Source organism: Lutispora sp. QWL-02, assembly GCF_058315355.1.
In genome coordinates this window covers 4,008,549-4,029,983 of the sequence record NZ_CM177762.1, presented here as the reverse complement: position 1 = coordinate 4,029,983, position 21,435 = coordinate 4,008,549, and the positions used below count along the sequence as shown (strand labels likewise).

General features: G+C 38.7%; 16 protein-coding genes. All 16 read left to right on the top strand.

Going from position 1 to position 21,435, the window contains the following annotated elements; all coding sequences use genetic code 11:
* Positions 1-33 precede the first annotated feature (33 nt).
* Positions 34-1,488: a sensor histidine kinase gene (locus AC4HCY_RS19210; protein WP_491094921.1), complete on the top strand. Its 1,455-nt coding sequence runs from the start codon at positions 34-36 to the stop codon at positions 1,486-1,488.
* Positions 1,478-2,173: a response regulator transcription factor gene (locus tag AC4HCY_RS19205; protein WP_323432856.1), complete on the top strand. Its 696-nt coding sequence runs from the start codon at positions 1,478-1,480 to the stop codon at positions 2,171-2,173. Before AC4HCY_RS19210 ends, AC4HCY_RS19205 begins: the two co-directional genes overlap by 11 nt.
* Positions 2,174-2,274: 101 nt before the next feature.
* Positions 2,275-2,886, top strand: coding sequence for a hypothetical protein (locus AC4HCY_RS19200; RefSeq protein ID WP_323432857.1), 612 nt, complete (start codon positions 2,275-2,277; stop codon positions 2,884-2,886).
* A gap of 48 nt (positions 2,887-2,934) precedes the next feature.
* Complete coding sequence (gene recD2, locus AC4HCY_RS19195; protein ID WP_323432858.1) at positions 2,935-5,181, top strand: SF1B family DNA helicase RecD2; 2,247 nt, start codon at positions 2,935-2,937, stop codon at positions 5,179-5,181.
* Positions 5,144-5,839 carry a ComF family protein gene (locus AC4HCY_RS19190; protein ID WP_323432859.1) on the top strand — a complete coding sequence of 232 codons (696 nt, stop codon included), beginning with the start codon at positions 5,144-5,146 and terminating at the stop codon, positions 5,837-5,839. The genes recD2 and AC4HCY_RS19190 overlap by 38 nt, the downstream gene beginning before the upstream one ends.
* Before the next feature lie 17 nt (positions 5,840-5,856).
* Positions 5,857-6,276 carry a TIGR03826 family flagellar region protein gene (locus tag AC4HCY_RS19185; RefSeq protein ID WP_491094920.1) on the top strand — a complete coding sequence of 140 codons (420 nt, stop codon included), beginning with the start codon at positions 5,857-5,859 and terminating at the stop codon, positions 6,274-6,276.
* A gap of 95 nt (positions 6,277-6,371) precedes the next feature.
* Complete coding sequence (locus tag AC4HCY_RS19180) at positions 6,372-6,677, top strand: flagellar biosynthesis anti-sigma factor FlgM (protein ID WP_323432861.1); 306 nt, start codon at positions 6,372-6,374, stop codon at positions 6,675-6,677.
* 18 nt (positions 6,678-6,695) lie between these two features.
* Positions 6,696-7,193 (top strand): flagellar protein FlgN, encoded by a 498-nt coding sequence (locus AC4HCY_RS19175; protein WP_323432862.1) that lies wholly within the window; start codon positions 6,696-6,698, stop codon positions 7,191-7,193.
* Positions 7,194-7,204: 11 nt separating this feature from the next.
* A complete protein-coding gene (gene flgK / locus AC4HCY_RS19170) occupies positions 7,205-8,650 on the top strand; it encodes a flagellar hook-associated protein FlgK (protein WP_491094919.1) in 1,446 nt (481 codons plus the stop codon).
* Positions 8,651-8,661: 11 nt separating this feature from the next.
* The gene (flgK, locus tag AC4HCY_RS19165; RefSeq protein ID WP_491094918.1) at positions 8,662-10,137 is read left to right on the top strand and encodes a flagellar hook-associated protein FlgK; all 1,476 of its coding nucleotides are present in this window, start codon (positions 8,662-8,664) and stop codon (positions 10,135-10,137) included.
* A gap of 70 nt (positions 10,138-10,207) precedes the next feature.
* Positions 10,208-12,214: a flagellar hook-associated protein FlgL gene (gene flgL / locus AC4HCY_RS19160; RefSeq protein ID WP_491094917.1), complete on the top strand. Its 2,007-nt coding sequence runs from the start codon at positions 10,208-10,210 to the stop codon at positions 12,212-12,214.
* A gap of 220 nt (positions 12,215-12,434) precedes the next feature.
* Positions 12,435-12,863, top strand: coding sequence for a flagellar assembly protein FliW (gene fliW / locus AC4HCY_RS19155; RefSeq protein ID WP_491094916.1), 429 nt, complete (start codon positions 12,435-12,437; stop codon positions 12,861-12,863).
* Entirely contained in the window at positions 12,863-13,087 is a 225-nt protein-coding gene (gene csrA, locus AC4HCY_RS19150; RefSeq protein WP_255226114.1) for a carbon storage regulator CsrA, read from the top strand. Before fliW ends, csrA begins: the two co-directional genes overlap by 1 nt.
* Positions 13,088-13,510: 423 nt before the next feature.
* Complete coding sequence (hag, locus tag AC4HCY_RS19145) at positions 13,511-14,341, top strand: flagellin Hag (RefSeq protein ID WP_323432867.1); 831 nt, start codon at positions 13,511-13,513, stop codon at positions 14,339-14,341.
* 165 nt (positions 14,342-14,506) lie between these two features.
* Complete coding sequence (locus AC4HCY_RS19140) at positions 14,507-17,770, top strand: glycosyltransferase (protein WP_491094915.1); 3,264 nt, start codon at positions 14,507-14,509, stop codon at positions 17,768-17,770.
* A complete protein-coding gene (locus AC4HCY_RS19135; RefSeq protein WP_491094914.1) occupies positions 17,767-21,327 on the top strand; it encodes a glycosyltransferase in 3,561 nt (1,186 codons plus the stop codon). The genes AC4HCY_RS19140 and AC4HCY_RS19135 overlap by 4 nt, the downstream gene beginning before the upstream one ends.
* Positions 21,328-21,435 lie beyond the last annotated feature (108 nt).

Below are 21,435 nucleotides of genomic sequence, written 5' to 3'. Positions count from 1 at the left end.
TAATTCAACACTTTTCTAAAGGTGGATAAGTTTATGGGGAAAATAAGAGCAGTATCCTTTGTCAAACAAATGGCATATGTAGTCGTGATCACCGCCTTTGCTACGGGTGTATCCATATTGATCGGAAAATTGGGGATCAACAAGGAAAACGCATTAATGGTCTTTCTCGTTGGAGTCCTTGCAGTGACCGTTTTGACCAATGGATATATTTATAGTATGACAGCGGCATTTTTTAGTGTGCTGCTCTTCAACTTTTTCTTTACGCCGCCGCTAAAAACTCTGAGGATGAACAATTCCGGCGATGTGATACTCTTGTTCTTTTTTTTCAGCGTAGCGCTCATAGCGGGCTCATTGACTTCAAGATTTCAAAAACAAGCAGAGGCAGCGCGTAAAAGCGAGCGCATGACAAAGCTTTTATTTGAGGTCAACGAAGGCTTTCTGAATGTAACGGGAGAAAAAAATGCCATAGAGCTTGCTCTGTCATATGCTCACAAATACACGGGATGCCGCTGCTCTGTAATTATCAAAGGAAAGGAGCAGATTTTCAGCAGCTTGCAGCTTAACGAGCAGGAACAATCAGCTCCTCTTGCGGATTTTCAGGAGTTGCCCATAATAAGCTCCGGCAAGAATTTAGGCGTGATGAGAATATATGGAGACGGTTCACAGCTTACTACCGACGGCAGGCATATAGCTAAAAGCATAACCTCGCAACTTGCTCTCATACTTGACAGAGAATTTATATACAGGGAGCGGGAAAATATAAAAGTAGCAATGGAAAGAGAGCACATAAAGAGCAATCTGCTCCGCGCTATTTCCCATGATCTTCGAACACCATTAACCGCTATTGTGGGAGCAAGCGGCCTCCTTTCCGAAGACAGTGCGGACCTGGATTCCGAGTCGGTGAGAAAGCTGGCGGGAGATATAAATGAAGAGGCCCTTTGGCTTACGCAGCTTGTTGAAAACATTCTCAATATGACGCGCATTGACGAAGGAAAGCTTGCCATCAACAAAAGCATGGAAGTGGTAGATGATGTGATCAATGAAGCCCTCTCCCATATTCCCGGGCCGGCGTTTAGGGATAGGTTGACAGTATACCTGCCGGACAATTTGATTTCGCTCCCTATGGATGGAACGCTCATAGCACAGGTTCTTACAAATCTTCTTGACAATGCTGTAAAGCATACAGGCGATAAGACAAATATAACATTGAGGGTATATACTGAAAATGATAATACTGTGTTTGAAGTGCAGGACAATGGACCAGGTATTGACTACAGCATCAAAGACAGTTTGTTTGACGGTTTCGTTAAGGCTTCCTCAGGCAAATCAGCGGATTCAACCCGTGGAATAGGATTGGGCCTGGCCATCTGCAAAGCTATTGTTGATGCCCATGGGGGTAGGATATCGGCTGAGACTCCGGCTGATGGCGGGGCTCTGTTCCGATTTAGCCTTCCGATGAAAGCAGGTGATGATGAAAATGGAAAATAGCTTTAGCATACTTCTTATTGAGGATGATAAATATATAGTCAATTTCATATCCATGTCGCTTAAAGCCTATGGATATGCATTCGTTACAGCAGGCACAGGCAGAAGCGGAATTTCATTGTTTCATTCCAATAATCCGGATCTCATCTTGCTTGATCTTGGTCTTCCCGATATAGATGGTATAGATGTCATAAGGGAGATAAGGAAAGACTCGGATACACCTATTATGATAATTTCGGCCCGGGGTCAGGAGCATGAAAAGATAACAGCTCTTGATGCAGGGGCGGATGATTATATAACAAAGCCTTTTCATATGGGAGAGCTTTTAGCCAGGATACGCGTTGTTGAAAGAAAAGCTAAGAGGGAAATGATCCCTGTACAGTCTGAAGAATTTATCTGCGATTATCTCACTGTGAATTTTGAAAAAGGACGGGTATTTGCTGACGGTTCGGAGGTACATCTTACGCCTATAGAATTTAAGCTGCTTTCGCTGTTGATCGCAAACCGGGGCAAAGTTCTTACCCACAATTATATTTCAAAAGAAGTCTGGGGATATGGAGAGGCCGGAGATCCGCAATCTATCAGGGTTTTCATGGCAAGCCTCCGGAGAAAGATAGAGAAGGATTCGGCACAGCCCCGTTTTATCATTACTAAGGTAGGAGTAGGATATCGCTTTGCAGACGAATGAGGTCACTTTACTCAAGGGTACATTATACAGTTGACATCGAACATATGTTCGGTTATACTTTAAGAAAATAGTGGAATTTATCCGATGAGGAGGTGGCTTATGTGAATTTGGATTTTTTTCAACAATATGATATTTGTGCATTCACCCCGGAATATTTAAAGGATGTGGGAGAAGTGACCAAAGTCGTGGTGTCCGAAGGGGAGGACCATATGATATCCATGACCATGCGGGCATTCAGGTCTAATCTGTGCAAATTTTATTCGATAGACTACGGAAGCTTGAGGAAGAAGTACGGACAGATTATAGAGAGTGTGAATTGTATACCCTTGCCTATAAACGGCAATAAGATATTTTTGCAGCTGAAGGTTCGAACTCCTGAGTTCAGAAGCGATTGTGCTATGGGATATCTGGATCTTGGCTCGATCGCGGAGGTAAAGGAGCACAAGGATAGAAACAGGACGCAAATACGCCTTAGATGCGGGAGAAAGCTGGAGGCCCTATGCAGTATCGGTACGGTAAACAAGCATATAAAAAATGCAAAGCTGGTTCTGGAGCATTATAGAAATGAAAAAGGATGCGGCCCATATCCGGAGGTATTGGAGAAAATGTATTCCAACATGGATAAGCCGGCTACAAAGGCGGACATTCTAATTCTGGCCAGAGAGATACTCACCCTTAAAAATAGTTTGAAGGACTATGAAAATGGGGTATAATGAAAAATGAGGAATTAGGAATGAGAAATTAAGATCGAGGGTTTTAGCATGGATGAAGTTCAAGGCATGATAAATGAAGTAGTTTTCAGAAATGAAGTGAACGGATACTCAGTGATTGAGATTTGTGATGAGGGTGAAGAAACCACTGTAGTGGGGTACTTCCCCTATTTGAATATTGGGGAGACTATAAGGGTTGCAGGAGCATGGGTGGAGCATCCGGACTATGGAAAGCAGTTCAAGATGGAGGCCTATCATGTGGTGACCCCTGCTACCTTAAATGGGATAGAGAGATATTTGTGTTCGGGACTTATACCGGGTATAGGGCCGGCTACCGCTAAAAAGCTGGTGGAAAGGTTCGGCCTGGATACTCTGGATATAATCCAGTACAATCCGCAAAAGCTTACAGAGATAGAGGGCATAGGAGATAAAAAAGCACAGAAGATATATGATGCATTCATCGAGCAGAGGGAGCTCAAGGACATAATGCTTTTCCTAGAAGGCTACAAGATAAGCCCCGCTTATGCGGTGAGGATATATAAGACCTATGGGGCCGATACGATCAAGGTCATAAGGGAGAACCCGTATAACCTGGCCGAGGACGTATTCGGGATAGGCTTCAAAATGGCGGACAGGATAGCTCTCACAATGGGAATACCCCTTGATTCCGAATACAGGATAGCTTCCGGCACTAGGTATGTGTTGAATCAATTCCACAATAACGGTCATAGCTATGTTCCCCAGAAGCTGCTCATCAAGACTTCCGCCGAACTTCTCAATGTGAGGGAAGAAGTGATTGAAAATATATTGATCAGCCTTTTTATAGACAGAAAGATAGTAGTAGAAGATCTGGACGATGTAAAGGCTGTATACTCTATAGCTTTTCACAAGGCAGAGGTAGGAATAGTGAGGAGGCTCCTCACCTTGGCTCAATTTCCTATTTCTACAGTGCAATTTGATATAGATAATGAAATAAGAAAGCTGGAAGCAGAGGACGGCATTGCCCTGGCGGCAAATCAAAGAGAAGCGGTTCAGCAAGCTGCAACAAAAGGCTTGCTGGTGATCACCGGAGGCCCCGGAACGGGGAAAACCACAACCATAAAGACCATAATAAGACTTTTCGAGAGGATGGGTCTTGACGTCCTGCTTTGTGCGCCTACAGGAAGGGCAGCAAAGAGGATGCAGGAGGCTGCGGGCAGGGATTCCCGCACCATACATAGGCTTTTGGAATATGGCTTCGGCGACAAGGATGAGGATATGATTTTTCAGAAAAATGAAGACTCTCCCTTAGAGGCGGATGCCATCATAGTGGATGAGGTTTCCATGGTCGATATATTGCTGATGAACAGCCTGCTCAAGGCTATATGTGAAGGCACCAGGCTCATCTTGGTGGGTGATGTGGATCAATTGCCTTCGGTAGGCCCCGGCTGCGTGCTCAAGGATATCATAGACAGCAAGGCTGTTTCCGTGGTAAGACTGGATGAAATATTCAGACAAGCCCAGGAGAGCATGATCGTCGTCAATGCCCACAGGATAAACAAGGGAGAACCGCCTATTCTCAATATAAAGGATAAGGACTTTTTCTTCATCAGAGAGGAAAACCAGGCGGAAATCCTGGAAAAGATAAAGGCGCTTTGCAAGGAGAGGCTGCCCAAATATTCGGGGTATAACAGCCATGAAGGCATACAAATACTATCTCCTATGAAAAAAGGGATCTGCGGAGTGATAAATCTCAATACTGAGCTGCAGAAAGTGTTGAATCCACCGCATTTCAGCAAGACTGAAAGACAGTTCAGGGATGTGATCTTTCGTCAAGGGGATAAGGTAATGCAGATCCGCAATAACTACAAGATGAAATGGCAGAGCCTGTCAGACCCCGATTATGAGGGAGAAGGGGTCTTCAACGGAGATATGGGTATAATATCCAAGGTGGATAATGAGGAACAAACCATTGAGGTCATATATGACGGCGAGAGAGTAGTGAAGTATGAAGGCTCGGATCTGGATGAACTGGAGCTTTCCTATGCAGTGACAGTACATAAAAGCCAGGGATCGGAATTTCCTGTATTGGTTATGCCTGTCACATCAGGACCTCCGATGCTGCTGACCAGAAACCTTCTATATACTGCCTTGACAAGAGCAAAGCAGATGGTGGTTTTGGTAGGGCAGGAAAGGTGTATTTATTCCATGGTAAAAAACAATTATGTTACAAGGAGGTACTCAGGCCTGGAGTACAGGCTCCAAAGGCTTGGAAACTTGAATGAACATAATGAAGCTTCTATATCCTCCCAAGAATAGATGCATATTGTGCGGGGTCAAAACTCCGAAAGCACTCTGCAATATCTGCAGCGCTTCCATAGAGTTCATACATGAAAGAAAATGTTTAAAGTGCGGAAAGGGTTTAGCCGATAATTATAGTAAGAATATATGCCCGGACTGTATGGAAAGAAGTTACTCTTTTCATTCTGCCTATTCCTGCTTTTATTACAGAGGAACCGGCAGAGAGCTGATTCATGCATTTAAATATGAAGGCAGGCTGGATATAGCTAAAATATTGGCCAGGTATATGGCAGATGTGATATATGCTGAAAGCCTGGATGCCGATATGATCGTGCCGGTGCCTATTTTTCAAGCTAAGCTGCACAAGAGAGGCTTCAACCAGGCTGCAGTCATAGGAGAGCATCTTTCAAAGCTTTTGGGCATTCCCATGGGTGATTGCCTTATAAGAAATAGGGAAACAAAAGAGCAATATGGTCTGGACAAGCTGGAGAGAAGGTTAAATGTAAATGATGCATTTTCTCTAAATATGTTATATAATGTAAAGAACATGAAGATTTTGCTGATAGATGATATATATACCACGGGCAGCACTGTGCATGAATGCAGCAAAATACTTTTGTCCTCGGGGGCAAAGCAGATTTATGTTTTGACTGCAGCGGCTGGAACAAATACTTAGATTTGGAGGGTGGGTCAATGGCAGAATTAAGAAATTGTATAAGATGCGGCAAGATTTTTGCATATACCTATAGTCCCATATGCAAAAAATGCCTGGAAGAAGATGAAGATGAGTTTAAGCTTGTCAAGGAGTACCTCTACGACAACCCGGGCGCTATAATACCTGAGGTATCTGATGCTACGGGAGTATCGGTAGAAAAAATAATGAGATTTCTTAGAGACGAAAGACTGGAAATAAACTCGGATAACAGCAACTTGATTTTGGAATGTGAGTCCTGTGGCAGGCCTATCAGATCAGGAAGGTTCTGCGAGGAATGCAAAAACAATATTACCTATCAGATGAAGAAAGAGTTCGGCATAAGTCAAAAAAGGCATGATTATATCAAGACTTCAGGAAAAGAAAAAATGCATGTTATCAGAAGGAGAGAAGGCAGGTAGAAGAACTTAGCCTTCTTTTTTTTATTGCCCTATAAACTATATAGGTCTATATACCGATAGATAATATGAGTAGAAGATGTAGATGAGGTGATATTATGGGATTTAATATAGACAAAATTCCGGGTATAAACAAAATATACAAGAGCTTTTCTGTGGAAAGGAAAAATGAAACCCAAGAGGTATTTCCCTTAAACGGCAGGAAGGATGAATTGACCATTTCTCAGAAGGCAATAGACTATCAAATTGTTAATAAAGGCATGAAAGCCATAGATCAGATCCCGGATATACGGGAGGATAAGGTCAACGCCATAAAAGAGAAGATGGATAAGGGCCTGTACGACATAGACGGCAAGGATATTGCAGAAAAGATGATATCGGGCAAGTTTGATAAAAAGATATAATGTTGAGGTGCTATGGTCATGGATAATTTAGATAAGATAATACAGTGCCTGGAAAATCAAAGAAATATATATGAGAAGCTTTTATCCCTATCCATGGAAAAAAAAGATGCGATAATAGAGGGCAAAGTGAATGAACTTGACAACTTTATTAAGCTGGAAGGGAATCTCATACTTGAAATAGGAAAGTTGGAGAATGAAAGAGACAGTACCGCAGAGGCTTTGGCTAGGGAGCTGGGCTGCAGCCGGGAGAACTTGACCATAAGCTACATATGCAATGAGGTAAAGGACAAGCGCTGCACCAGTCTAAAGAAGGTCGCAGATTCAATAGGAAGCACGCTAAACAAGCTGAAGGAAATCAATGATTTAAACGGTGAGCTTATAGAGCAGTCTCTTGAATTTATAAATTTCTCCATAAACCTCATTTCAGACTCAATGGAGGGTCAAAACGTTATATACGAAGGGAAACCGGAAGAAAGCAAGGATAATAATGTAAGGCTCTTTGATGCCAAAATATAGGGGGTATTTTCATGAGTTCATTCGGCGGTTTGAGTATTGCAGTATCCGGTTTGTTTGCACAGCAGAGATCTCTGGATGTTACCGGTCATAATATAAGCAATGTCAATACGATAGGATATTCGAGGCAAAGCGTCATCCATGCATCCTCCAGTCCCCAGAATATAGGATGGACCAGAGCCGGGGTGAAGATGGGGAAAGGCACCGGAGTAGACGCAGTGCTCATAATGCAATACAGGGATGAATTTTTAGATAATAAAATAAGAAGGATCAATAAGGAGCTGGGTTATTGGACAGCCAAGCAAAGCGGCATAGAGGATATGGAAGGCATTTTCAATGATTTTTCCGATGAAGGCATACAATCTGCCATGAATAATTTTTGGAATGCATGGGATCAGCTGTCTAAGCCAACCGGCAGGCTTACTTCCAGAGCTCTGGTAAAAGAAAGCGCAATAGCTCTGGTAGAGTCTATCAAAAACACAGATCAGTTGCTTAAGGATTATAGAGCTGATAAAGATAGAGAAATCGTAGAGAATGTAGACAGGATAAATCAAATAACAAAGAGGGTAGCAGAGCTCAATGGGCTGGTGCAGAAGGTTGAAGCCAACGGGGCTATTGCCAATGATTTTCGGGATGAGAGAAACCTCCTCATTGATGAGCTTTCAACATTGGCCAATATACAAGTCAGCGGCAGCAAATCAGTTACCATATTGATAGAGGGCAGGGCTGTGGTGGACTACGGAATCACGGAGCAGCTTAAGGCAGTGCCGGATCCCTCGAAAGACGGTCTGGTCAAGCTTGTCTGGGAAGGGGACAATCAGGCTGCATCAATAGGAGGGGGCAAGATAAAGGCCCTCTTTGATACAAGGGATGAGCTGGTGGATAAATTCCGTACCAGATTGGATGAAATGATAAAAGGCCTGGCTGCAGAGATAAACAAGATTCACATTTCCGGTTATGGAGTGAGAGATGAGATTCAGAGAAAGTTTTTTATAAACGGAGGAGATCCTGACAGTGATGTCATAGATATGTCAAATATCGCCTTTAACCCGGAGCTAAATGAATATGACAATATCGCAGCGGCAATAACTCCGCCTCCATATAATGCGGAGGACAATAAGATAGCACTAAAAATTTTGGAACTGCGCAGCGGCAAGGTTTTCGGAGAAGAAGCTTATGATTCGGCAGGCGGCAAATATAATTTTGATGAATACTACAGGAATATTATATTGGATCTTGGCAAAGCCGGTATGGAAGCCGCCATCAATGCTGAGGCTCAAAGTTCTATGGTGAAAGAACTGGAAAATAAAAAAGGAGCCATGATGGGCGTCTCCATGGATGAGGAAATGGGCAATCTCATAAAGTTTGAACACTCCTATAACGCATCCGCCAGAATGGTCAATGTAATGGATGAGATGCTTGAAATCATAGTAAACAGACTTGGAATAGTCGGAAGGTAGGTATAAAGTGTATGAGAACTACATTCGGAAGCTTAAATATAGTGAATAGCGGTCTATTTGCCAGTCGCCGGGCTTTGGATGTGATAGGCCATAATATCGCCAATGTCAATACGGAAGGCTACTCAAGGCAGGTATTGATGCAGAAAGCCTCCATGCCTCTTTGGGGAGACCCTAAAGGTGTCATAGGCACCGGGGTAGATACCTACAATATATTAAGGATCAGAAATGAATATTTGGATAAGAAGTATTGGAACCAGAACAGAGCCGTAGGAGAATGGAAGATAAAGCAGCAGAATCTGGAGAATATGGAATCTATCTTTAACGAACCCACCGAGACAGGCATAAGAAAGGTTATTGATGAATTTTTTATAGCCTTGGATGAGCTTTCCAAAAAATCCGGCGATTCCACCAGGCGTGTAGCTGTTGTGGAAAATGCCAATATTTTGGCCAAATCCATAAACAGAAACGGAAATGAAATAATAAGCGCCATAAGAGAGACCAATGAAGAAGTGAAAACCAAAGTCGACGAGATAAACTCTCTGGCCTATCAAATATCGGTGTTGAACAATAATATATTCAACATGGAGCTGGGAGATTCTCAGGCCAATGACTTGAGAGATCAGAGAAATGTGCTGTTAGACAAGCTTTCCAAGATAATCGATATAGATGTAAGCACAAGGAAAGACAGCAACAAAAATGAATACATGAGCATAAAAATAGGCGGTATAACCTTAGTCGATCATACAAATTACGATGAACTAGCCTATGTCGAGGAAGATGTGGCAGGCATAACCGAGCTGGGTGCAGGCAAGATGGCTCAAGTGGTCTGGAAGGGCCTGGAGAGTCAGAAGGTGAGCATAAGAGGCGGTGAATTGAAGGGCCTGTTGGATATTAGGGATGGCAACGGGCAAGGCTTGAACTATAGAGGTTTGGTCTATTATCTCGATAAACTCAATGAGTTTGCCAGGGACTTTTCAAGCAAGATAAATGAGGTGCATCGCAAGGGTATTGACTTTAATGGTGAGGCCGGCGTTGATTTCTTTAATGTACCTGAGGGAGATTACAGCAAAATCAATTGCACTAATTTCGGAGTAACAGGAGCTTTGCTTGTGAATCCGGATTTGATAGCGGCTTCCTCTGACATAGGAGGAGAAAGCAATAATGATAATCTGAAGGAATTAATAAAGCTTAAGGACAAAGCGGATATGTTCAGCTCTACCACAGGTACCCCGGATGACTTTATCAAAGCCCTGCTTTCCTCACTGGCTGTGGATTCGCAGCAGGCAGGAAGAATGGCGATCAATTCGGAGATCCTCATCACCGATACGGATAACAGGAGAATATCCGCTTCCGGAGTCCTGATGGACGAAGAAATGGGAAACATGGTGAAATTCAGCCAAGCTTATAATGCGGCAGCAAGAGCCATAACCACTCTGGATGCCATTTTGGACACCACCATCAATAGGCTTGGGCTTGTAGGAAGATAGAACTCAGGATGAAGAACTCAGAGTGCATGTATTCCGTACTAACCCCATAGAAATACAAAGAGGTGATGAAATGCGAGTTACGAATAGTATGATGGTTAATAACCTGTTAAGGAATCTATATAAAAACTATACTAAAATGGACAAGTCTCAGCAGATGCTTTCTTCCCAAAAGAAATTTCTCAGGCCCTCTGATGACCCTATAGGTGTCACCAGAAGCCTTCGCTTGTCCACTGAAATACTAAATATGCAGCAATACAAGAGAAATGCTGAGGACAGCGACTCCTGGCTGCAGAGCAGTGAGCAGGCCGTCAATAACATAATATCTGTCATGCAGAGGATAAGGGAATTGACAGTCCAGGGCTCCAATACAGGCACCTATTCTCCTGATGATAGAAAAAAGATTGCAGACGAGATAAAAGAATTAAAGGAGCAATTGATAGGCATCGGCAATACTGCTTATGCCGGCAGCTATCTCTTCTCAGGCTTTAAAACCGACAAGCCCCTTCTCAATAAGGACGGCACCTATGATTTGGACGGAGGTATACTGAGAGCCGGGGAAACCATCGAAGTCAATGTAGGAATAAGCGATAGGATAGGTATGAATACTCTTGGCCAGAAAATCTTTGGCAGCATGGCCACCACCACCTATGATGAATATGTTTTGAAGGGCGTCGGTGAATTTAAAGGCGTAACTCTCGATGGAACCAATAATGATCTGGTTATCACATATGAGACTACACCGCCAGGGTCGGTTACAATATCTATGGATAATGGAACCTATAACTCTATAGACGGTCTAAGATTTGTAAAGGACTTAAATGAAAAAATTGATGCCACTCCGTTGAAGGGCCTGGTAAAAGCAGAACTGGAAGATGGAATCGTAGTATTCAAAGGAGCAAGAAATTTTAATATAGACACAACCGGTACTACCATGGATGTCAAGGATATCATGGGCATTGAAAAGGGCAAAAACGCTGATTTATCAAAGGTTGTAGTGTCGGATATTGACGATATTGACCGGGAAATATTTCATGGTTCTACAGAGTATTTGCTGAAAGCCGAAGGCGGCTTCAGCGGAACTGCAGCAGGCGACAGCTTCGTGATTTATTATGGAGACAATAAATATACGATCACTATGGATAGAGCTTACACTGCTGCAGAAGATAAAGAATTCATATATGATTTTAATAAGAAATTGGCGGAGACTTCCGGCTTGGCAGGACATGTGAAGTTGAGCATGAAAGATGGGCAATTTGCTATTTCAGCGGATAAGAATTTTAAATTAGATGCTGCAAATTTTAACAAACTGGGATTTGAAGATGCCACCAGCGGTTTAAAAGGGGCTAAAGCTGCCTATGCCATAGAAGGCGGCAAACTAGACTTGGTTTACGGCGATATCACAATACCTGCATCTCCAGATAATAAGCTTTATATAAAATATGGCGGTAATAATTATACAATAAACTTGACTTCAAAAACCTATGACAATACACCCGGCAATACATTTGATGATTTGATAAAAGATATTCAGCATCAAATTAATACTGACCCTGCTCTTAATGACCTTAAAGGATACGTGACCGTTACCGGCGTAGATGGAAGCATAAAATTCAACTCGGATTCTCCTTTTGATTTGGTATATGGGGGCACTCCTGTTACTAATGTTGCATTGATGGCTTCCCTAGGATTTACTACGGAAAAAGAAGGGCTCCTTATAGGAGACAGGGTAGAATCCGGAGGTGCCACCCAATTATTAGGGATGCTTGATAAACTGATTGAAGATTTGAATACAAACAATTCTGATGGAATCAGCAAAAATCTTGCAAGGCTGGACGCTCATATAGGAAACCTTAACTCTGTGAGAGCAGAGATGGGTGTAAAAGCCAATAGATTGGAGCTGACACTTAATAGGATAGAGGATGACAATGTAAACCTGAGGGGCCTGCTATCCAAAAATGAAGACATCGACATGGCAGAAACCATAATAAAGCTTCAAATGCAGGAAAATGTATATAATGCTGCTCTCTCGGTAGGCTCTAAGATAATAAGCCTTTCTCTGGTTGATTTTATCAGGTAAGGGAGACGCAAACCACTGAAAGTCTCGCTTTGTAGGGAACGCATTCTATGCGTTCCGCGACCCTAGAGGAATACATTCACCCTGAGCTCTGAATCCTGAGTTCTATCACCTATTTATAAAATTCCTATTGTAAAAATTGGTTGAAAAATGTAGAATTGAATTATAAAACTGGGTTCAAAAGGCACTCATTCGCCTATGGCCCTGATAGGAGGCCTCCAAATTGAAAGTCAAAACCAGATTTTTTGGCGAAGTAAATATAGACGAAGATCAAATAATCAGCTTTGTAGAGGGAATTCCAGGCTTCCCGGAACAAAAAAAATACATAATTCTTAATGACGATGATACAGACTTTACATTTTTGCAATCAACTGAGGAAGAAGGCCTATGCTTTATCACACTGCCTCCTGCTATGATAGTAGGAGACTATAGCTTTGACATCAGTGATGAGACTGTAGAAAAGCTGGAACTCAAAAGCCCGGAAGATGTCTTAACATTAGCCATACTGAATATTCCGGAGGACTTTAAAAAAATGACGGCCAATCTGAGAGCTCCTATAGTTATAAACACAAAGAACAAAATAGGGATTCAGGAGCTGTTGAATGACGACAATTACAGCATGAAGCATCAAGTCTTTAGGAGGGATGTCTAGTGCTGGTTTTGGCAAGAAAGAAAGATGAGGCCATAGTCATTGGTGACGATATTGAAATAATAATAACAGAGATATCCGAAGACAAAGTCAAGATAGGCATCAAAGCCCCAAAGCATATGAAAATCTTTAGAAAAGAGCTTCTGGCGCAAGTAAAAGAAGAAAATCTGGAATCTGCATCTGTCAAAGTAGACTTGGAAGCATTGGCAAAGGCTATGAAGAAATAGGACAGGAATCGCTAAAAGACACGTTTGTCATCCTGAGGGCTCTGCCCGAAGGATCTCAGATCCCAAAGGCCATAGGCAACCCTTACGGTTGTCCGCTGTAGGAAACGTTCATAATCGTTCCGCGACCCCAGAGGAATGCCATAGCATTCGTAACCCGTAACCAACCCAATAGGCATACCCTAATGCTAGAAGCCAGAAGCTAGCGGCCAGTGGCTAAAAAATTTCTACATAACAGTAAAATAAACTACAAATTTTTTATTTAAGGCCTAAAGTTTCATAAACCAATATCCGATATATAAATTAAGAAAGCAAAAGATAATATTTTCTATGAAGTAGGGCCCACGGATTAGGGGATGGAGTCTTTGCAAATAAATTCCGGAAAGGATTCCGGATAAAAAAACATAATTCAAGGAGGAAAAATGAATGAGAATTAACAACAATCTGATGGCAATGAACACTCACAGACAATTAGGCATCAATAATACAGCAGGTGCAAAATCCATAGAAAAATTATCATCTGGCTTCAGAATCAACAGAGCCGGTGACGATGCAGCAGGTTTGGCAATATCCGAGAAAATGAGATCACAGATCAGAGGTCTAAATATGGCTTCAAGAAATGCCCAGGACGGTATTTCCTTGATTCAGACAGCAGAAGGCGCATTGACAGAGACCCATGTAATGCTTCAGAGAATGAGAGAACTTGTTGTTCAGGCTGCTAACGATACAAACACTGATGAAGAAAGAGTTAGAATCAATGAAGAATTGGCTCAATTAGAAGAAGAAATAACTGCTATTACAGAAAAGACTGAATTCAATAAAAAGACATTGCTTGCCGGAAGCTTTGCTACTTCACAGATAAACCTTCAAGTTGGAGCAAACAGCGGACAATTTATTTCCTTTAATATAGGGAATATGGATGCATCTGCAATAGGAGTTAGCGGTATCGCTGCTGCAGTTTCAGGTGGAACTGCTACTACAATCACTGCCAAGATATCTGACGTTGATTCTGCAATAAAATTAGTTTCAGCTGAAAGATCCAAGCTAGGTGCTGTTCAGAACAGATTAGAGCATACTATCAAAAACGTGGATAATACTTCAGAAAACTTATCAGCTGCAGAAAGCAGAATAAGAGACGTAGACATGGCTAAGGAAATGATGGAATTCACTAAGCAGAACATATTGCAGCAGGCAGCAACAGCTATGCTGGCTCAGGCAAACCAGGCTCCTCAGACAGTATTACAATTATTGAGATAGTCATAATTAAAATAAAAACATTCGGAAGGATCCTTCCGAATGTTTTTATTTTAATTCAAGTATATTGAGGTATATGTCTTAAGCGAATCAAGAAAAATGTCGATATTAATAATATGGTGGTATATAATGAAATATATAGAATTGGAAGTATAAGGTGGGATATGCTTGAAAATAAGCCTTTGCATGATAGTAAAAAATGAAGAAAAAAATATATTAAATTGTTTGGATAGAGCCCTTGAGGTGGCGGATGAGGCAATAATTGTTGATACTGGCTCTACCGATAAAACAAAGGAGCTTTTAGGAGAAAAATATGCCCGGGATTCCAGGGTAAAGATAATAGAATATATCTGGGAAGATGACTTCAGCAAAGCAAGGAATAAATTCTTAGAATATGCTGACGGAGATTGGATACTGGTATTAGATGCGGATGAAAGACTTTTTTGTGATAGGAAAAGGTTAGAGGGATTTTTAAATAGCCGGGAGGATAAGGCATATATAATCCCTATTTATAATATCATGGACAGGGATAACATTACTATATCTTCTACAATGACAAGGCTTTACAGAAATGATAACCCAAGTTATAAGGGGGCTATTCATGAACAGATTCTTATAGATGGGAAGATTCTTGTTCCCGATATAGTGGACGGAGATATTTGTAAAATCTATCACTACGGTTATACAGGAGCTGTCTTTAAGGGAAAAGGGAAACAAGAAAGAAATATGGATATCATAAAGGCTCAGATAGAAGAAGAGCCGAATATACCTTTTCACTGGTACAACAAAGGCGTTATGGAAATGTGTCAGGAAAACTATGACACTGCAATCGATGATTTTATAAAATCCCATACACTGACTAATAAAACAAGGATGGCTTTCCACGATGATTTGGTAATCAGGCTTATACAATGTATGGTTATTGAAAAGCAAAATAAAATGGCAATTCAATTTATAAAGACCGTAGCTAATGACCCATATATAGGGAAAATACCTGATATATATTATTATTGTGGCATAGCTTATGCCAATATAAAGAAATATCCTTTAGCAATAAAGAATTTTAAAAAAGCTATAGAAACAGGAGAATATGAGAAAGGCACTTCAAAATACGGAGCAGGAAGCTTTTTGCCAAAACTTGAATGGGCTAAGGTATTGCTATTTCAGGAGATGAAAGAAGCAGCAATAGAAAAATATAAGGAAGCTGTTTTCGATAAGAATAATGTAAATAAACAGGGCTTGAATGAATTAAAGCATTTATTAAAAGAGGGAAATAGAATAGAGGAACTAAACCAGCTAGAAAAAAAAATATCTGACCATAAAACAAATCAATTAGATAATACGGATTTTGATAAATATAAAAGCGGAGTAAAAGAAAATATAAAAACCCTGGTTGAAAGCGGCATGTTAAAAGAAGCGAAAGAAGCTATTGAAGAGTATGAAAAGATAGTCAAGGATGATATAGATATCTATTCCATCAAAGGGGTCATAGCTACAATGGAAGGCGATATGGACGAAGCGGAAAAGGTGCTGAAAGAAGGACTTGATATAGATGGGACAAGCTTCGATTTATTATATAATCTTGCTTATTTACATCAATTGAATGGCCTCAATGAATTGGCAATATCATACTATAAGAAAGCGCTGCAAAATGCCAAAAAAGAGAGCGATGAAGATGAGATATATGAGATATTGCAAGAACTGGGGATTAAGGAGAGCAAGGAGGAGATATTAAAGTATGCGATACCTAAAACCAGCATTATCATATTGACTTATAATAATCTTCAATATAATAAGCTATGTATAGAAAGCATTAGAAAATACACGCCAAAAGATTCATATGAAATTATAGTAGTTGATAATAATTCTACTGATGGAACCGCAGAATGGGTTAAAGAGCAAAAAGACTTAAAATTAATTCTTAATGATGATAATCTGGGATTTCCCAAGGGCTGTAACCAAGGTATTAAAGCAGCAAAGAATAATAATGATATTTTGCTGCTTAACAATGATGTAGTAGTTACACCGAACTGGCTGACTAATTTAAAAAAATGCTTATATAGTAGTGATGATATAGGGGCAGCAGGATCAATTACAAATTCTTGTTCAAATTATCAGACTATATATGTTAACTATACTAATTTGGATGAGATGATTAACTTTGCAGAAATTAATAATATCAACAATGAGTCTCTATGGGAAGAAAGATTGAGGCTTGTTGGTTTTTGCATGTTGATCAAAAATGAAGTAGTTAAAAAAGTAGGTTTATTAGATGAAATATTTACACCGGGGAATTTTGAAGATGACGATTATTCATTTAGAATAAGACAAGCAGGGTATAGGCTGATGCTATGTAAAGATAGCTTTATTCACCATTTTGGAAGCGCATCCTTTGGAAAAGTATCTAAGGAATACAGCGAATTACTAATAAATAACAAAAGAAAATTCGCAGAGAAATGGGGGTTTGATCCTTATTATATTATAGAGATAAAAAAAGAAATAACAGAATTGATTATTAAAGAAAACAACAAACATGATATCAGCGTATTACATATTGGATGTGCCGGTGGCGGGACACTGCTTGATATAAAAAATGCAATTCCATCTGCCGAGCTATATGGAATAGAGGCTATAGAAGAAGTAATAGTAAATACAAATCATTTTGCCCATATTGAAGCAGGTAAACTGGAGGAAATAAAGACTTTCAAGAAGAGTGCTTTTGATTATATAATAATCACTGAACTTCAAGACAATGAAACAAGCATTTTAGAAATTTTAAGATACACAAAAAAGTACTTGAATGATGAGGGGAAAGTGTATATTTGCCTTTATAAAGATAAAGTAACGCTAAGCAATAAATTAATGGAGAAGTTATTAGATGAGATAGGGAACTATAAATTTGAATTAATTCAAGTCAATGGTCAGCAAATTTTTTGTATGAAAAAAGACTGTATAAAAGAACCTATAAAAAACATAAAACTAACTTTTTACAAGAAAGAAGATTTAGATAAAATTAATTATAGCTTAATAGATGGTAATGCTCACGACAACAAAACCATTGAAAAGCTTATCAGAAGATTAGATAACAATATAGATTTTGAGAACAATTTAGAAAAACTTAGAAATATGATTAGTGGCGGTAATATAGAAGCAGAAGATTTAAAATCGATTATTGTAAAGCATGGAATTGATAAAGCAAATCTGCTTAATATAGTTGGTATTGTATACTATCAATTTAATATTATTGACAAAAGCTTAATGTTTTTGGAAGAGGCATTTAAAATGAATAACAAAAATAGTGATACTATCTATAACATTGCTTATGTGCTTCATCAAATCAAAGAGAATAAACTTGCTTTAGAATTTTTAACTAATATTGATGGTGATTTTGAACTACAGCAGCTTAAACAGCAAATAGAGGAGGCAATATGATGAAGGAGAATAAGATTTGCTTTATAAGCTGTGTCAATGATCAACAGCTTTACAATGAAGCTCTTTATTACATTGATCAGCTAGAAGTGCCAAAAGGGTATGAAATAGAATGTATTTCAATAGAAAATGCTAATTCTATGACAGCAGGATATAACAAGGCGATGGGAGCTTCAGATGCAAAGTATAAGGTATATATGCATCAAGATGTTTATATACGAAATCGGTCCTTCATAAATATCATGCTAGATATCCTAACAAGCAATAGAAATATAGGAATAATAGGGCTAACAGGCACTAAGGTTATTCCTGCCAATGGGACCTGTAATGAATGCAGTCAAAAATATGGGCAGGCTTATAGTACCCAGACTGGAGTAATAAAGTTATTAGCATATAATGAAGTTGTAAGCGAATATGAAAAAGTTCAGGCAGTAGACGGATTCATTATGGTAACGCAGTATGACATTCCTTGGAGAGAAGATATTTTCGATGGATGGTCTTTTTATGATATATCGCAAAGTCTTGAGTTTATGAAAGCTGGTTATGAGGTAGTCATTCCAAAACAGGAAGAAACCTGGGTGATTCATGAGGCTAGTGGCTCTAATACCGGAGTTGAGTTCGAAGGTTATTGCAATATATTTATGGAAGAATATCCTAAAGATATTATTGAAACTTTTATATATGATATAGAAAAAGAAAATAATATTCTGAACGAAGCTGCTATAGTATGGAGAAATTATTATGTTACTAAAACTAATGATAAAGAATATGTAAAGCCTATTGATGATTATATAATTAATAAATTTAATCTTCATTCAGAAGAAACTAGCGATTTATTTGATTTTGATAAAATTTCAGCGTTGGAGATTGTAAACAATAATAAAAATGAATTTTTGAGGTATGTTAATAATGCAAAAAACAGTTTACATAATAGAAATTATGAGGAAGCATCAAAATGGTGTTTTGAAGGAGCAAGATATGCTTCAGAAAACCATCCGGGTTTTTATACATCACCAGAGCTGGAAAAAATATTGATAGAATGCGCAGGACATGTGCCACAAAGCAATTATAAGCTAGATATACCCCCAATTAATAGCAAGAGAAGAAAGGTCCTGCATGTCTTGAGTGAGGGGTATTCTACTGGCGGGCACACCAGATTAGTTAAGAATTGGATAGAAAAAGATTCTGATTCTATTCATTCTATCATAACTACCTGGCAAATTGATACAACTCCGATGTGGTTAACAAATGCAGCTAAAGAAAGTGGGGGATGGGCTTATTCATTACAGCAGCTTGCTAATTTTATAGACAGATCTTCCGTTTTAAGGGAAATAGCCTATGAATGGGCAGATATCGTTGTTCTTCATGTACATATGTTTGACCCTATTCCTATTATGGCGTTTGGCGTAGAAGGAGGACCACCGGTTTTATTTATGAATCATGGTGATCATGTTTTTTGGATAGGGACAAGCATAATTGACAACTTAGTAAACTTTAGAGAATCCGGAAGAGAATTATCAAAAATAAGAAGAAATATATGTAGAACTTCACTTCTACCTTTACCTCTTGAGTCGCCAGACATAAAACTTGAGTATAAAAATAGGATTAGGAATAAATTGGCTATTAAACAAAATGCCGTAGTTTTATTAACTATAGCGTCAGCTTATAAGTTTAAAACATTCGGCCAAATTCATTATATAGATATATTAAAAAGAGTTCTTGATAGACACAATGATGCTGTGGCTATTGTCATTGGGCCCGATAATATGGAATTATGGGGGAAAGCGAATAAAGAAACAAAAGGTAGAATTCTTCCTATAGGTATACAGCAAGATATAGAAAAATATTATGCCATAGCAGATATATATATAGACTCTTATATGTTTGGTTCCGTAACTTCGGCATTAGATGGCGGATTAAATGAATTGCCCGTTGCAGCATTACAGAACTATAACAATAGAACGCTTTCCTTTAATGACATATCATATAATATTGATGATATGGATTTTAATAATATGGAGGGTTTTGTTAATTATATAAGCAAGTTAATATCAAATAAAAACTACAGAGAAAAAAAAGGAAAAGAGTTATCCATACAAATTGAGAAGGATCACATTTACAAATGGTGTGACTATTTAAATGAAATATATAAAGGAGTAGAGAATAAAGTTCATAATATATATTTGAATCATAATGTTGAAAATTTATTAAGTAATGAAGATTTATCTCTTGCTTTATTTCAAAGAAAAGAAATTTGTAATGGAAATAAAGAACAGTTAATTTTTCCGGAAAGTGTTTCTCAATTGATAGTAGAGACCACATACGAAGATATAGAGATTGAAATACAACCACTACTCCATAAAGAAGCACTTGAAAGAGTGAGAAAGAAAGAAATTATTAAGGTAGCCTTTTTTGCAATTCATTCGTCAGTTTGGAAATATGATAAAATATATCAACTTATGGAGGAGGATCCAAGGTTTGATCCTGTTGTGGTAATATGCCCAGCAGTTAATTACGGTAAAGGAAATATGCTTGAAGAAATGGAAAAGTCATATAAACTCTTCAAAAATAAAGGATATAATGTGATTAAAACATATAGTGAAGAGGATGATACTTATCTAGATGTGAAGCATGAAATTGCTCCAGATATTATTTTTTATACTAATCCTTATGAAGGATTAATAATGGATAAGTATTATATTACAAATTTTAAAGATACACTAACTTGTTATACACAATATGGCTTTTATATAGGGAAAATACATGAAGTTATGTATAATCTTTTTTTTCATAATATTCTATGGAGGGCTTTTTATCAGACAAATATGCATAAAAAAATGGCAATAGAAACAGCAAAAAATAAGGGACGCAATGTAATTGTCATGGGATATCCGGGAGTCGATGATCTTGTATATGGGGCTAGAACATGTCATGATATTTGGAAAAACCCTGATGAAAACTTAAAACGAATCATATGGGCGCCGCATCATACAATTGATGATAGAGAAAATCTCAATCTTAATTTTTCAAATTTCATGAGGTATTATCAAACTATGATTGATATAGCGCAGAAATATAGCACTAAGATTCAGATTGCATTTAAACCTCATCCGCTTCTAAAGGTTAAACTATATAATCATAGTGATTGGGGCAAGGAACGCACGGACAACTATTACAAGCAATGGGAGCATTTAAATAATACTCAGATTGAGCTTGATCAGTATATTGATTTATTTAATTCATCTGACGCAATGATTTTAGATAGCGCTTCTTTTGTTGCTGAATATTTGTATTGTGGCAAACCTTCTTTGTATACGTTTGCAGACGATAACGTAAAAAATAGATTTAATGATTTTGGAAAACTTGCACTTGAGCAACATTACCATGCATATAATGAAACGCAAATAGTTGAATTTATTGAATTAGTATGTAATGGAGAGGATCCTAAAAAAGAAAGCAGACGAGAATTTTATAATAATTTTCTGATTCCCCCGAACAATAAATCGGCATCAGAGAATATTTATATTGAAATATGTAAAGAAATTTGGAATAGTCATTAGCCAGTAAAACTACTGGAATTGTAAATAGATTTTAAAGATACTCAAATAAATATTGTACATTAATTATAAAAAATAGGAGTGTAAACTTTACGCTACCTTTATTATACA